The 14,103-nt window shown below is 67.7% G+C and carries 9 protein-coding genes; 5 read left to right on the top strand and 4 right to left on the bottom strand.

Annotated elements, in window-relative coordinates; all coding sequences use genetic code 11:
* Positions 1-45: 45 nt before the first annotated feature.
* A complete protein-coding gene (locus tag WDC87_RS01550; protein ID WP_252744918.1) occupies positions 46-1,263 on the bottom strand; it encodes a cation:proton antiporter in 1,218 nt (405 codons plus the stop codon).
* Between the two features lie 85 nt (positions 1,264-1,348).
* Positions 1,349-2,260: a L2 family extended-spectrum class A beta-lactamase gene (blaL2, locus tag WDC87_RS01545; protein WP_111007689.1), complete on the bottom strand. Its 912-nt coding sequence runs from the start codon at positions 2,258-2,260 to the stop codon at positions 1,349-1,351.
* 173 nt (positions 2,261-2,433) lie between these two features.
* On the opposite strand from blaL2, the gene ampR reads away from it, so the two are divergent.
* Positions 2,434-3,297: a LysR family transcriptional regulator AmpR gene (gene ampR, locus WDC87_RS01540; protein WP_088496740.1), complete on the top strand. Its 864-nt coding sequence runs from the start codon at positions 2,434-2,436 to the stop codon at positions 3,295-3,297.
* Between the two features lie 114 nt (positions 3,298-3,411).
* Here the strand turns inward: ampR and WDC87_RS01535 are convergent, their stop codons facing one another.
* Positions 3,412-5,277: an ABC-F family ATP-binding cassette domain-containing protein gene (locus tag WDC87_RS01535; RefSeq protein WP_061480402.1), complete on the bottom strand. Its 1,866-nt coding sequence runs from the start codon at positions 5,275-5,277 to the stop codon at positions 3,412-3,414.
* Between the two features lie 334 nt (positions 5,278-5,611).
* Between WDC87_RS01535 and WDC87_RS01530 the strand changes: the two genes are divergently transcribed.
* Positions 5,612-7,999 (top strand): TonB-dependent receptor, encoded by a 2,388-nt coding sequence (locus WDC87_RS01530; RefSeq protein WP_252744919.1) that lies wholly within the window; start codon positions 5,612-5,614, stop codon positions 7,997-7,999.
* A 199-nt stretch (positions 8,000-8,198) separates the two neighbouring features.
* Positions 8,199-9,896: a YbaL family putative K(+) efflux transporter gene (gene ybaL / locus WDC87_RS01525; RefSeq protein ID WP_069139333.1), complete on the top strand. Its 1,698-nt coding sequence runs from the start codon at positions 8,199-8,201 to the stop codon at positions 9,894-9,896.
* Positions 9,897-10,488: 592 nt separating this feature from the next.
* Here the strand turns inward: ybaL and WDC87_RS01520 are convergent.
* The gene (locus WDC87_RS01520) at positions 10,489-11,775 is read right to left on the bottom strand and encodes an O-acetylhomoserine aminocarboxypropyltransferase/cysteine synthase family protein (protein ID WP_252744891.1); all 1,287 of its coding nucleotides are present in this window, start codon (positions 11,773-11,775) and stop codon (positions 10,489-10,491) included.
* A gap of 180 nt (positions 11,776-11,955) precedes the next feature.
* Here WDC87_RS01520 and WDC87_RS01515 point away from each other — a divergent pair, with 180 nt between their 5' ends.
* A complete protein-coding gene (locus WDC87_RS01515) occupies positions 11,956-12,693 on the top strand; it encodes a response regulator transcription factor (RefSeq protein WP_005418539.1) in 738 nt (245 codons plus the stop codon).
* Positions 12,690-13,979, top strand: a complete 1,290-nt coding sequence (locus WDC87_RS01510; RefSeq protein ID WP_252744892.1) for an ATP-binding protein — start codon at positions 12,690-12,692, stop codon at positions 13,977-13,979. The genes WDC87_RS01515 and WDC87_RS01510 overlap by 4 nt, the downstream gene beginning before the upstream one ends.
* The last annotated feature ends 124 nt before the right edge of the window (positions 13,980-14,103 follow it).

Here is a 14,103-nt window from a genome sequence, read left to right as displayed (position 1 = left end):
CCTAACGGCCATGGACGATGGGCGCAAACCGCGCGCCAGTCCCGCTCAGCGCTCGGCAGACGGTGCTGCCGGCAGTGCTTCGGTCGCCGCCGCTACCGGCGCGGCCTCGCCCTCGCCCGCCGGTTCCTGCTCCACCGGATCGACGTCGAACGGCGTGCGGAACACCAGCGACGGCAGCAGCGTGGTCAGTGCGGCGTACAGCAGCAGCGCGCCGAACAGCACCGCCGGAATCTGGAAACGCTCGCGCATGATCGCCGCCAGCACCAGGGTGAAGATCAGGGTCGGAGCCAGCGCCAGCGAGACGCGCAGGCTGCTGCGGAAGCTCTCGCCGAACATCACCCGGCGCTGCAGCCAGACCACGCCGATGCGCAGCGGCAGCACCACCAGGGTGATCACGATGCCCAGCCCCAGCGCCTCGAAGCTCAACCCTTCGCTGGGCACCTTGGTGCCGGCGTTGAAGAAGTAGAACGGCACGAAGAACGAGGCGAACAGGCGCAGCGCGTGCAGGTTCTCGTGCGAGGCCAGCAGCGGCATGCGCTGGTGCAGCAGGCGCGCAACCAGGCCGGCGATGAACGCGCCCACCAGGTAATACACGCCCAGCAGGTAGGTGATGTAGGCCGCCACCATGCCGACCATCACCAGCAGCGAGAACTCCGAGCCCGGCGCGTGCGGCGCCACCCAGCGGCCCAGCGCGATGAACAGCAGCGGCAGGCCGACCATCATCGCCAGCAGCGCCAGGCTGGACAGCGCCATGTGCCCCGGGTCGCCGGCCTGCAGCACGATGAACAACGCCGCCAGCGCCAGCAGCTCACCGGCGATGGCCTTGCTGGTCACCCAGAACCGTTCGTCCTCGCTCAGGCCCAGCCGCGACAGCGAGTCCATGATGAAACCGGTCGAGGGCGTCAGCAGCGCCAACGCCAGCAGCCCGGCGGCCTGCCACGGCAATCCTGCGTAACGCCAGGCCAACCAGCCGACGCCGAACAGCGTGCCGGTGCGGATGACCAGATGTGCCAGCAGCGGCCACATGCCCCGGCGCAGCGCCTGCAGATCCACTTCCAGGCCGGCGAACAGGAACAGCGAGGAAATGCCCAGGGTGGCCAGCAGTCCGATCACCGCATCATGTGCCTGATCCCCCAGCCAGAGCATGCCGATGATGCCGAACAGCAGGCAGGTCAACGGGGCGGGCAGGCTGAAACGCTGCAACGCGCGTGGGATCACCAGCAGCGCGAAGATCAGCAGCAGGTAGATCAGTTCATGGCTCATGGGGTCTTCCGTGGGGTTGGAACGCGCGCAGGATGCGCGCGCTGAACCGATCCGGCAAGCCGTTTCTGGATGACTCCCGGTTACCTCAACCGATCAGGCGATCGGCAATGCGCCCCACCTGCGCCAGCACCCCGGCGCGCTGCTCGTTGCTGATCGCACTGGCCTGCAGATAGGCGGTCAGCACCCACGGTGCGCCGCCGGACAAGGGCCACAGGACGGCGATGTCGTTGCGCGCGTCTTCACCATTGCTGCCGGTCTTGTCACCCACCCGCCAGCGCTTGCCGAGTCCCGCGCGCAGGCAGGCATCACCGGTCTCATTGTCGATCAGCCAGTCGGACAACTGCTGCCGCGACGCCGGTTGCAGCACATCGCCCAGCACCACACGCTGCAGGGTGGCGGCCATCGCCGCCGGGGTGGTGGTGTCGCGCGGGTCGCCCTCGGCGAAGCTGTTCATTTCCGGCTCCAGCCGATCGCTGCGGCTGACCGTATCGCCGCTGGCACGCAGGAACGCGGTCACCGCGGGCGGGCCACCGACCACGCCGAACAGCAGGTTGGCGGCGGTGTTGTCACTGGTGATCACAGTGGCCCGGCACAGGTCACGCACGGTCATGTCCTTGCCGGCATGACGGCGGGTGACCGGTGCATGCGAGAGCAGATCGGCATCGCGCACCGGCACGCGCCGGTCGAGCAGCGCGGGCGCACGCTCGGCCTGGCTGAGCACGGTGGCCGCCAGCATGCTCTTGAAGGTACTGCACATCGGGAAGCGCTCATCCTGGCGATGACCCAAGCGGCGACCGCTGGCGGTGTCGAGCAGGGTCACGCCCAGGCGGCCGGCGCAGGCCATCTCCAGCGCTGCGAAATCGTTGGCGGTGGTAATGGCAGCCTCGGTCGGTGCGCGTGCGCTGGCCTTGCCTGCCGCACGCGCCAGCAACGGCAGGGCAAGCGAAGAAGCGGCGGCGGCACCACTGAACTGCAGGAATCGGCGACGGGCGAGCATACGGAATCTCCTGGCAACCCCTCGATTATTCAGGCCAGCACGATGGGCGACCAGCGCGAAATATCAGCGAGAGACATGAAAATTATTCATGCCTGTCGCATTCAACCCACTGCTTTACGAACAACTCCATCGACAGGGTAGGATCAGCCATCACTCCAGCTCACGACTGCACGATGCTGCACCCGACCCTGCCGCTGAATGCGCTGCGCGCGTTCGAGGCCGCCGCCCGCCATCAGAACTTCACCCGTGCCGCGCTGGAGCTGTGTGTCAGCCAGGCGGCGCTGAGCCACCAGATCCGAGGCCTGGAAGACCGGCTCGGCATCCGCCTGTTCCATCGCCTGCCGCGCGGCGTGGCGCTGACCGATGAAGGCGCAGCGCTGTATCCGGTGCTCAACGAATCGTTCGAACGCATCTCGGCCAGCATCGCGCGCTACACCGGCGGGCCGGCCCGCGAAGTGCTGACACTGGGGGTGGTCGGCACCTTTGCCACCGGCTGGCTGCTGCCACGGCTGGCCGCATTCGAGGCCGCGCATCCGGACATCGAGCTGCGCCTGCAGACCCACAACAACCGCATCGACCTGGCCGGCGAAGGGCTGGATCTGGCCATCCGCTTCGGTGATGGCGACTGGCAGGGCCAGGCCTGCACGGCGATCCTCGATGCGCCCTTCGCGCCGCTGTGCGCCCCGGCATTGGCGCGGCGGCTGAAGCAGCCGCGCGACCTGGCCACGCTGCCGCTGTTGCGTTCCTATCGCAGCGACGAATGGCCGCGCTGGCTGCAGGCGGCCGGCGTCAGCGGTGTGGAAGCACGTGGGCCGGTGTTCGATTCCTCGCTGACGGTGGCGATGGCCGCCGCCGGCGGTGCCGGCGTGGCCTTGCTGCCGCTGCGCATGTTTGAGCAGGAACTGGCCGAAGGCCGCCTGCTGCAGCCGTTCGGCACCACGCTGGAGCTGGGCCGCTACTGGCTGACGCGGCTACGCTCGCGCGCCGAGCGCGAGCCGGCCAAGCGCTTCCGCGAGTGGCTGCAGGCGCAGGCATGATGTAGCGCCGAGCCTACGCTCGGCTGCTCCGTGTCCAATGCCGCGCTACGCGCGAAAGCCGAGCGTGGCTCGGCTCTGCAGAAATGCCAGTCGGCCGCTGGCCGGCACGACCGGTCAGGACTCCAGCAGCTCCATCCACGCCGCTTCAGCCTTTTCCAGCTGCGCGGCGGCGGTTTCCCGATCGCGGCCAAGCACGGCCATGCGGCTGGCATCGGCGTAGTTGGCCGGGTCGGCCAGCTGGCGATCCAGTTCGGCCAGCGCACCTTCCAGCTCGGCCACCTTGGCTTCAGCGGCGGCCAGCTTGTGCGGGTTCACCGGCTTCTTCTGCACCACCTGCGCCACCGGGGCGGTCTTGACCACCACCGGCTCTTCCACCTGTTCCATGCGCGCCTTGGTGCCCTGTGCCTGCGGGCGGGTACGCAGCCACGCGGCGTAGGCATCCAGATCGCCGTCGAACGGCTCGACCACGCCATCAGCCACGCGCCAATAGGTATCGCAGACCAGGCCGATCAGGTGACGGTCGTGCGAGACCATCACGATCGCGCCTTCGAAGGTGGCCAGTGCTTCGGCCAGCGCTTCGCGCATTTCCAGGTCAAGGTGGTTGGTCGGTTCGTCCAGCAGCAGCACGTTCGGCTGCTGCCAGGCGATCAGCGCCAGCGCCAGGCGCGCACGCTCGCCACCGGAGAAACCATCGACCGGCTCGAACGCGCGGTCGCCCGGGAAATTCCACTTGCCAAGGAAATCGCGGAACGACTGGTTCGGCGCATCCGGGGCGATCTCGCGGAAGTGCTCCATCGGCGACTGGCCTTCGTGCAGCGACTCCACCGTGTGCTGGGCGAAGTAGCCGATCTTCAGGTCCGGGTGCGCCATGCGCTCACCGACGATCGGCGCCAGTTCACCCACCAGGGTCTTCACCAGGGTGGTCTTGCCGGCGCCGTTGGGGCCGAGCAGGCCAATGCGCTGGCCCGCTTCCAGGCCGAAGCCGACGTTGTGCAGGATCACCGCATCCTGGCCGTAGCCGGCCTCGACGTGGTTGAGGCGGATCAGCGAGAACGGCAGCTTGGCCGGCGGCGCGAACTCGATGCGGAACTCGCGTTCGGCACGCACCGCTTCGGTGCCGGCCAGCTTGGCCAGGCGCTTCATGCGGCTCTGCGCCTGCGCGGCCTTGCTCGCCTGCGCCTTGAAGCGGTCGATGAAACTCTGCAGGTGGGCGCGCTCGGCCTGCTCCTTCTCGTGCGCGATCTGCTGCTGGCGCAGCTGTTCGGCGCGCTGGCGCTCGAAATCGGTGTAGCCGCCCGGGTAGAGCTTGGCGCCGCCGCCGTGCAGGTGCAGGGTATGGGTGGCCACGTTGTCGAGGAACTCGCGGTCATGCGAGATCAGCAACAAGGTGCCTGGGTACTTCAGCAGCCACTGTTCCAGCCAGTACACCGCGTCCAGGTCCAGGTGGTTGGTCGGTTCGTCGAGCAGCAGCAGGTCGCTGGGCATCATCAGCGCACGGGCCAGGTTCAGGCGCACGCGCCAGCCACCGGAGAACGAGGACACCGCGCGGTGGTGCGTCTCGGCCGGGAAGCCGAGCCCGTGCAGCAGCTTGCCGGCGCGCGCTTCGGCGTCGTAGGCGCCCATCTCGGCCATCTTCGTGTGTGCGTTGGCCACCGCCTCCCAGTCTTCGCGGGCGGTTGCCTCGGCCTCTTCGGCCAGCACCGCAGCCACCTCGGTATCGCCGCCCAGCACGAAGCTCAGCGCCGGGTCCGGCAGCGACGGGGTTTCCTGGGCCACGCTGGCGATACGGACCTTGCCGGGCAGGTCGACGTCACCCTTGTCGGCCTCCAGTTCGCCCTTCACCGCCGCGAACAGGCTGGACTTGCCAGCACCGTTGCGGCCGACCACACCTACCCGGTAACCGGCGTGCAGGGTCAGGTCGACATTGGACAACAGCAGCCGCTCGCCGCGGCGCAAGGCGAAATTACGAAGGGAGATCATCGGGGAAGGGGTCCATATAACCGGATGGAATGTGCTGGTGAGCACTGTTCCTGCGACGCAATTCTAGCGTTAACGAATACTTGACGCGTCCCGGGATGCGCAGTGGCCGACGTTCCTCTCTCCCACGTCCTCGCCGCGCGCTTCCCGGGTCTCCTCCCCGCCGATGCCTGTCCGGGCTAAATGGTTGCTGCTGCAACGTTTTTTCCGATGACCGGCATTTGACAGGCACTGAATATCCCGTTAATTGCTGTATTGCGCACCGCAACAACCGCCGTCCGCCTCACCCCCGTGATGTCGATTCCGGTGCCGCCCCCGCCAACCGGAGCCCATCCCGATGACCCGCAAGACCAGCCTGATCGCCGCCGCCGTCGCTGTCGCACTCGGTGGCTCTCCGTTCGTCGCCGCCGCCCAGCAGGCCGGCACCGCCGCCAACACCCTGGACACCGTGATCGTCACCGGCACCCGCGTGGCCGACCGCACCGTCGCCGAATCGCAGTCGCCGATCGACATCATCACCCCTGAAGTGCTGCAGTCCACCGGCACCAGTGAACTGGCCACCGCCCTGTCACGCGCCCTGCCCTCACTGAACTTCCCGCGCCCTGCCCTGACCGACGGCACCAGCGGCGTGCGCCCGGCGCAACTGCGCGGCCTGTCGCCGGACCAGGTGCTGGTGCTGGTCAACGGCAAGCGGCGCCACACCTCGGCGATGATCAACGTCAACGGCAGCATCGGCCGTGGCTCGTCGGCGGTGGACATCAACGCGATCCCGATCGCCGCGATCGAGCGCGTGGAAGTGTTGCGCGACGGCGCGTCGGCGCAGTACGGCTCGGACGCCATCGCCGGCGTCGTCAACATCGTGCTCAAGGGCAGCGGCCGTGGCGGCAGCCTGGCCGTGGACTACGGCCAGTACTCCGCCGGCGACGGCAACAAGTACCAGCTTTCCGGCGATACCGGCGTCGAGTTCGGCAACGGCCGTGGCCGCGTGCACGTGGCCGGCCAGATCAGCCAGCAGGACGAGAGCAACCGCGCCGGCCCGTACCGCGGCACCACGCCGAATACCGGCAACTTCCCGAGCATCGGCCAGAAGACCTTCATCGTCGGCGACCCGCGCGTGGACGCCACTGCCGCCTCGGCCAACGCCAGCTTCGATTTCAGCGACCACGTGACCGGCTACGCCAGCGCGCTGCTCAGCAACCGCGACATCACCTCGTTCGCGTTCTACCGTTCGCGCAACCATAGCGGGCAGAGCGCGCTGCTGGCGCAGACCTATCCGGACGGCTACGTGCCGGAGATCAACCAGTATTCCAAGGACCGCTCGCTGGTGGCCGGGGTCAAGGGCAACACCGACAGCGGCTGGACCTGGGACCTGAGCCTGAACCACGGCGAGAACACCCTCGATTTCCACACCCGCAACAGCATCAACTACAGCCTCGGTGCGACCAGCCCGCGCTCGTTCTACGACGGCACGCTGAAGTACCAGCAGGACATCTTCAACGCCGACCTGACCAAGTCGCTGGACTGGGGCCTGGCCTACCCGGTCACGCTGTCCTTCGGCGGTGAGTACCGCAAGGAGAAGTGGGACCAGAATCCGGGCGAACTGAACTCGTACACCGGCAGCGGCGCGCAGGGCTTCGCCGGCTTCACCCCGACCAATGAAGTGCATGCCGACCGCCACAACTACGCGGTCTATGCCGGCCTGGAAGCGGACCTGACCGAGAAGTTCTCGGCCGGCATCACCGGCCGCTACGAGGACTACTCGGACTTCGGCGACCGCTTCTCCGGCAAGCTGTCGGCGCGCTATGCGTTCACCGACAAGGTCGCGCTGCGTGCCACCGCCTCCAGCGGCTTCCGTGCACCGTCGCTGGCGCAGCAGGGCTACCAGGCGGTCACCAGCCAGTTCCTCAATGGCGTGTTCGTTGAACGCGGCACCTTCCCGACCACGAGCCCGGCCGCCCAGGCGCTGGGTGCCTCGCCGTTGAAGGCCGAAACCTCCACCTCCTACAGCCTGGGGCTGGTGCTGCAGCCGGTCGACCGTCTGTACATCACCGTCGATGCGTACCAGATCGACATCGATGACCGCATCGCGCTGTCGTCCAGCATCACCACCAACGCCGCCACCAGCGCGCTGCTGGGCACCCTCGGCCTGCCGCAGGTGACCGCGTTCTCGTACTTCACCAACGGCCTGGATACGCGCACCCGCGGCGTCGACTTCGTGTCCAGCTACACCGTGCCGTTCAGCGCCAGCAGCCTGGAGCTGACCGCCGCCTACAGCTACAACGACACCGAAGTGCGCCGCGTCGGCGGCACTCCGGCGGTGTTCGGCACGCTGGGCCTGACCCAGTCGCTGATCGGCCGTGATGAGATCGGTCGCATCGAGGACAGCTACCCGCGCGACAAGGCGATCCTGAGCGGCACCTGGCGTTCGGACCACTGGGAACTGGGCCTGGCCGCGACCCGCTACGGCAAGTTCACCGTGCGCAACTCGGCCACCGCGCTGCGCGACCAGACCTACGGCGATGCCTGGGTGGTGGATGCCTCGGCCAGCTACAAGCCGAGCAGCAACTGGACCCTGACCGTGGGCGCCGACAACCTGCTGGACAAGTACCCGGACCGCACCGAAGACCTGCAGAACTCCACCTTCGGCATGCTGCCGTACAGCAACTACTCGCCGTTCGGCTTCAACGGCGCGTATGTGTACGGGCGGATCAAGTACACCTGGTAAGCGGTAGTGCCGGCCGCTGGCCGGCAACCCCGGGCCGCATCTGGAGGAGAGCCCCTTCTTGTTGAAGGGGCGCGCCGAAGGCGGGGGTAGAGGAGAAATGCGTGGGCAAACCCGCCGGCCACGGCACGTGGACGGCAGGTTTGCCGTATCTGGCTTCATCGGTGAAAATCGGGGCACCCCCGATTTCCTGCGAGTGCCGATGCACCATGACACCGACCTGATCAACATCGTTGCCGTTGGCCTGGGGCTCGCCTTCATCTTCGGCGCGCTGGCCAACAAGCTCCGCTTGTCTCCCCTGGTCGGTTACCTGGTTGCTGGCATCTGCGTAGGCCCGTTCACCCCCGGCTTCGTCGCCGACCAGGCGCTGGCCAACCAGCTGGCCGAACTGGGCGTGATGCTGCTGATGTTCGGCGTCGGCCTGCACTTCTCGCTGAAGGACCTGATGGCGGTCAAGGCCATCGCCATCCCCGGCGCCATCGGCCAGATCGCGGTGGCCACCCTGCTCGGCTGGGGCGTGGCCTCGCTGATGGGCTGGCCGGCCATTCATGGCGTCATCTTCGGTTTCTCGCTGGCCACGGCCAGTACCGTGGTGCTGCTGCGGGCAATGGAGGAACGGCGCCTGCTGGAGACGATGCGCGGCAAGATCGCGGTCGGCTGGCTGATCGTCGAAGACCTGGCCTGTGTGCTGGCGCTGGTGATGATGCCGGTGATGGCCGGCGTGTTCGGTCCCGACGCGGCCAAGGAGTCGCACTCGCTGGGCAGCGTGCTGGCCGACATCGGCTGGACCTTCGTGCAGCTGGGCCTGTTCGTGGCGGTGATGCTGGTGGTCGGGCGCCGGGTCATCCCGTGGATCCTCGAACGTATCGCCGGTACCGGCTCGCGCGAACTGTTCACCCTGTCGGTGCTGGCAATTGCGCTGGGCGTGGCGTTCGGCTCTGCGATGCTGTTCGGTGTCTCGTTCGCGCTGGGCGCGTTCTTCGCCGGCATGCTGCTCAACGAATCGGAACTGAGCCACAAGGCCGCGCATGATTCGCTGCCGCTGCGCGATGCGTTCGCGGTGTTGTTCTTCGTCTCGGTCGGCATGCTGTTCGACCCCAACATCCTCGTCCAGCATCCGTGGCAGGTGCTGGCCACGGTGCTGATCATCATGTTCGGCAAGTCGGCAGCCGCGTTCTTCATCGTGCGCGCGTTCGGCCACCCGACCAGCACTGCGCTGACCATCTCGGCCAGCCTCGCCCAGATCGGCGAGTTCGCCTTCATCATCGCCGGCCTCGGCGTGGCGCTGCAGATCCTGCCGAAGGAAGGCCAGTCGCTGGTGCTGGCCGGCGCGCTGGTGTCGATCATGCTCAATCCGCTGGTGTTCGGCCTGCTCGACCGATGGCAGGCCAAGCAGGAAACACAGCCGCAAACGCCAGAGCCGGAAGAGGCGACCGGCCCGTCGCGCGACCTGCATGACCACGCCATCGTGATCGGCTATGGCCGGGTCGGCAGCGAGCTGGCACAGGTGCTGCGCGATCGCGGCGTGCCGGTGCTGGTGATCGATGACAACAAGGAGCACGTCGAGCAGGCGCACGCCAGGGGCCTGGCAGCGATCCGCGGCAGCGCCGCCGCCGACCGGGTGCTGGCCGAGGCCCATCCAGAGCGGGCCAAGATCGCAGTGCTGGCGATTCCGCAGCCGCTGGAAGCCGGTGAGGCGCTGGCCAAGCTGCGTGCGATCAACCCGGACCTGACCCTGCTGGCACGTGCGCACAGCGATGCCGAAGTGAAGCATCTGCTGGAGCATGGTGCCGATGGCACGGTGATGGCCGAGCGCGAGCTGGCCTATTCGCTGGCGGAGATGGTCATGTCCACGCCGCCATATCGGAATCTGGGGCAGCACAGCATTCCGGTGGTGTGAGGGGTGTGCTTGCGGCAGGGCTTGCAGCCCTGCACCTGCCAAGGCAACGGCAAAGGCAAAGGCAAAAGCTGACTATCCGTGGGATGGCGGGGTGGGTCCGCTTGCAGGGGCTGCTGCAAGTACGCCCATGTAAGCTCGGTCGCCGCTTGCTCGTGTGCGCAATCCTGCGCACACGGCAAGACCGGGGTTGGGCGTCCTGCCCAACCCGCCCGAGGCATGCCTCGGGCCCATGCGGCTCACGCCCCCGCAAGCGGACCCACCCCGCCTTCGACAATTTCCCACGATCTGCAGTAGATCCACGCCATGCGTGGATGCTGTTTGATGAACTGTCGGAATGTTCGATTCCGATGGTGATCCATCCACGCATGGCGTGGATCTACCAGGATTGATGCCGACCGTCGGCACATGGGGTCAGATCTGTTTTCCACAGGAAAACGGATCTGACCCTGGAAACAAAAAAATCCCCGGTCGACCCGCATCGACCGGGGATCTGGATCGCCACGTTGCCACGCCTTGGAGAGGCAGTTCCACCCTAGCGCATCGCGCCGCCGGTGGTGATCGCCTGTGGCGATATGCACCAAGCGCGCGGCTATCAGGCGGCGGCCAGGGCCTGCTCCAGGTCGGCGCGGAGGTCACCGATGTGCTCGATGCCGATCGACAGCCGCACGGTATCTTCGCTGACCCCGGCCTTGGCCAGCTCTGCCGCATCCAGCTGGCGATGGGTGGTCGAGGCCGGATGGATGGCCAGCGACTTCGCGTCGCCCAGGTTGACCAGGCGGGTGAACAGCTTCAGCGCATCGAGAAAGCGCGCGCCAGCCTCGCGCCCGCCCGGCAGGCCGAAGGTCAGTACGCCCGAGCCATGCCCGCCCAGGTAGCGCTGCGCGGCGGCATGCTCGGGGTCGTCTGCCAGTCCCGCGTAACGCACCCAGGCGACCTTGTCGTGCGCCTTCAGGAACTGCGCGACGGCCAGTGCATTGGCGTTGATGCGCTCCATGCGCAGGGCCAGGGTCTCGATGCCCTGCAGGATCAGGAACGCATTGAACGGCGACAACGCGGCACCGGTATTGCGCAGCGGGACCACCCGCGCGCGGCCGATGTAGGCCGCCGGCCCCAGTGCTTCGGTATAGACCACGCCGTGGTAACTGGGGTCGGGTTGGTTGAGGCGGGCGAAACGCTTCGGCTGCGCCGCCCAGTCGAAGCGGCCGGAGTCGATGATGGCACCGCCGAGGCTGTTGCCGTGGCCGCCCAGGTACTTGGTCAGCGAGTGCACGACGATGTCGGCACCGTGCTCGAACGGGCGCAGCAGGAACGGGGTGGCCACGGTGTTGTCGACGATCAGCGGCACACCCGCCGCATGCGCGACCTCGGCAATGGCGGCGATGTCGGTGACGTTGCCGCGCGGGTTGCCGATCGATTCGACGAACACCGCCTTGGTGCGCTCGTCGATCAGCGCGGCGAACGCAGAAGGATCGGCCGGGTCGGCGAAGCGCGCCTGGATGGCATACTGCGGCAGCGTGTGTGCCAGCAGGTTGAGGCTGCCGCCATACAGCGCGCTGGAGGCGACGATGTTGTCACCGGCCTCGGCGATGGTCTGGAGGGCATAGGTGATCGCGGCCTGCCCCGAGGCCAGCGCCAGCGCACCGATGCCACCTTCCAGTGCGGCCAGGCGTTGCTCCAGCACGTTGGTGGTAGGGTTCATGATGCGGGTGTAGATATTGCCGGGCACCTTCAGGTCGAACAGATCGGCGCCGTGCTGGGTGTCATCGAAGGCATACGCCACGGTCTGGTAGATCGGCACCGCCACCGCGCGGGTGGTCGGGTCGGGACGGTAGCCGCCGTGCACGGCCAGGGTTTCCAGTTGCCACTGCGGTTCGCTCATTGGACCAGGCTCCATCCGGGGAAACCGCCACCATAGGCCAGCCCGCGCCCGCCACTGAAAGCCACTGGCGATGACGCCCGTACCGGCGGTTATCAGGTTGGCCGCGATTCAGGCAGTCGTCATGGGGCGCTGCTAGGCTGCGCCGCCGGGCGCTGCTGCCCGGGCACGGAGGCCCCACCCATGCAGCCATCGCCCTGGCATCCCACCACCAGCAGTTCGCCTACGTCGGTCATGCTGGTAGAGGACGACCGTCGCCTGGCCGAACTGGTGAGCGACTACCTCCACCAGCATGGCTTCGCCGTGCAGCACATCGCACGCGGCGACCTGGCCGGCGCCGCCTGCCGCCAGCACGCGCCGGAGCTGGTGGTGCTGGACCTGATGCTGCCCGGCCTGGGCGGCATCGACGTGTGCCGCCAGATCCGCAGCTTCTCCGATGTGCCGATCCTGATGCTGACCGCCTGCGAGGACGACATCGAACAGGTGCTGGGCCTGGAATCGGGCGCCGACGACTATGTGCACAAGCCCATCGAACCACGCCTGCTTCTGGCCCGGCTGCGCGCCCTGCTGCGCCGCCGCCACGGCAGCAGCAACACCGGCACGCCCAGCCGGCTGATGCACGGTGAACTGCTGATCGACCGCATGCAGCGTGAGGTACACCTGCACGGTGCCACGGTGGACGTGGGCACCACCGAATTCGAGATCCTGTGGCTGCTGGCCAGCCAGCCGGGGCAGATCCTGTCCCGTGACCAGATCCTGCAGGCGGTGCGCGGAATCGGTTTCGACGGCCTGGACCGCAGCGTTGACGTCTGCATCGGCAAGCTGCGTCGCAAGCTCGGCGACGATGCGCGCGAGCCGCGGCGGATCAAGACCGTGTGGGGCCGCGGCTACCAGTTCAATCCGTCGGCCTGGACGGCATGAAGCGGCTGTTCCTGTGGCTGTGGTTCATCACCGGCGCCTGTTTCCTGGCCTCGGTGTTCTTTCTCAACCGGGTGCTCGACAGCATCTATACGCCCGTGCAGGATCGCGTTTTCGTCCAGCAGGTGCGCGGGCAGGTGTACGCCCTGCGCAGCGGCCTGGCCGGCCTGGAGGGTAGCCAGCAGCGTGAGCGCCTGCAGCGGTGGCAACCGCACTATGGCATCGCATTGACCCTGCTCGACAAGCCTCCCGCGCTGACCCCGCAGGAACAGGCAGCCGTGCAGGCCGATGGCTTCATCGTGCGCGATCAGTACCAGCAGGTCCTGCTGCCCATCGAAGGCATCGATGGTCGCTGGTTGCACCTGCGCGTGCCTGGCGCGGTGCAGATGACCACGTACATGACCATCGCGGCCTACCTCAGCATTCTGCTGCTGGTCGGCGCCAGCCTGTACGCCTGGGTACGCCTGCTCTGGCGCGATCTGGATGCCCTGCGCGTGCATGCCGACCGCATCGGCGCCGGCGATCTGCAGGCACGCGCGCAGGTCTCGCCACGCTCGCAGATCCGGGTCATCGTCGACCATTCCAACCGCATGGCCGCGCGCGTGGCCGAACTGGTACAGCGCCAGCGCGACCTGACCCATGCGATCTCCCACGAACTGCGTACGCCGATCGCGCGCGTGGCCTTCGGCCTGGACCTGATGCAGGACAGCGATGATCGCGAGCGCCGCGAACGACTGGCGCAGGGCCTGCATGGCGACCTGGCCGAGCTCAACCGGCTGGTCAGCGAACTGCTGGCCTACGAACGGCTCGAGCATCCGGGCGAGGGCGAACCGATGCAGCGGATCGAAGCCAACGACTGGCTGCAGGCCTGCCTGGCCGATGCCCGCCGCGATGCCGAACGTGCCGGCCTGGTGCTGCGCGTGCAGCCCAGTGCCCTGCCTCGGCTGGACGCGGAACCGCGCCTGCTGCAGCTGGCGCTGAGCAATCTGGTCGGCAATGCCCTGCGCCACGCGCGCTCGCAGGTGGACGTGTCGCTGGTGAGTGTGGGCGGGCGCGCCTGCCTGCGCGTGGACGACGACGGCCCCGGCATCGCCGAGGCTGACCGCGAAAAGGTGGTCCGCCCGTTCACCCGCCTGGATGACAGCCGCAGCCGCGACACCGGCGGCTTCGGCCTGGGCCTGGCGATCGTCGGCCGCATTGCCGCACGCCACCACGGCGAACTGCGCATCGGTCGCGCCGCCCTCGGCGGCGCACGCCTGGAAATGCACTGGCCGCTGGCTGCCAGCTGAACGCCCACGGGCGCAATTACAGTTGATTACAACTCCCGCACAACTGCGGACGGATCGGTCGCCGGCGTATCGCCACGCTAGCGACCCTGCAGCACTCGCCGGATGCGCGCGCTGCTTTTCCTCC

Source organism: Stenotrophomonas maltophilia group sp. Smal12 (genome assembly GCF_037079935.1).
GTDB lineage: Bacteria > Pseudomonadota > Gammaproteobacteria > Xanthomonadales > Xanthomonadaceae > Stenotrophomonas > Stenotrophomonas sepilia.
The sequence above is the reverse complement of the archived record's forward strand: the minus strand, read 5'-3'. Positions and strand labels throughout refer to the sequence as shown.

What these genes read in the sequence shown, in the direction of transcription:
- WDC87_RS01550 (WP_252744918.1), bottom strand. Translation starts at nt 1,263, where the DNA reads ATGAGCCATGAACTGATCTACCTGCTGCTGATCTTCGCGCTGCTGGTG.
- blaL2 (WP_111007689.1), bottom strand. Translation starts at nt 2,260, where the DNA reads ATGCTCGCCCGTCGCCGATTCCTGCAGTTCAGTGGTGCCGCCGCCGCT.
- ampR (WP_088496740.1), top strand. Translation starts at nt 2,434, where the DNA reads ATGCTGCACCCGACCCTGCCGCTGAATGCGCTGCGCGCGTTCGAGGCC.
- WDC87_RS01535 (WP_061480402.1), bottom strand. Translation starts at nt 5,277, where the DNA reads ATGATCTCCCTTCGTAATTTCGCCTTGCGCCGCGGCGAGCGGCTGCTG.
- WDC87_RS01530 (WP_252744919.1), top strand. Translation starts at nt 5,612, where the DNA reads ATGACCCGCAAGACCAGCCTGATCGCCGCCGCCGTCGCTGTCGCACTC.
- ybaL (WP_069139333.1), top strand. Translation starts at nt 8,199, where the DNA reads ATGCACCATGACACCGACCTGATCAACATCGTTGCCGTTGGCCTGGGG.
- WDC87_RS01520 (WP_252744891.1), bottom strand. Translation starts at nt 11,775, where the DNA reads ATGAGCGAACCGCAGTGGCAACTGGAAACCCTGGCCGTGCACGGCGGC.
- WDC87_RS01515 (WP_005418539.1), top strand. Translation starts at nt 11,956, where the DNA reads ATGCAGCCATCGCCCTGGCATCCCACCACCAGCAGTTCGCCTACGTCG.
- WDC87_RS01510 (WP_252744892.1), top strand. Translation starts at nt 12,690, where the DNA reads ATGAAGCGGCTGTTCCTGTGGCTGTGGTTCATCACCGGCGCCTGTTTC.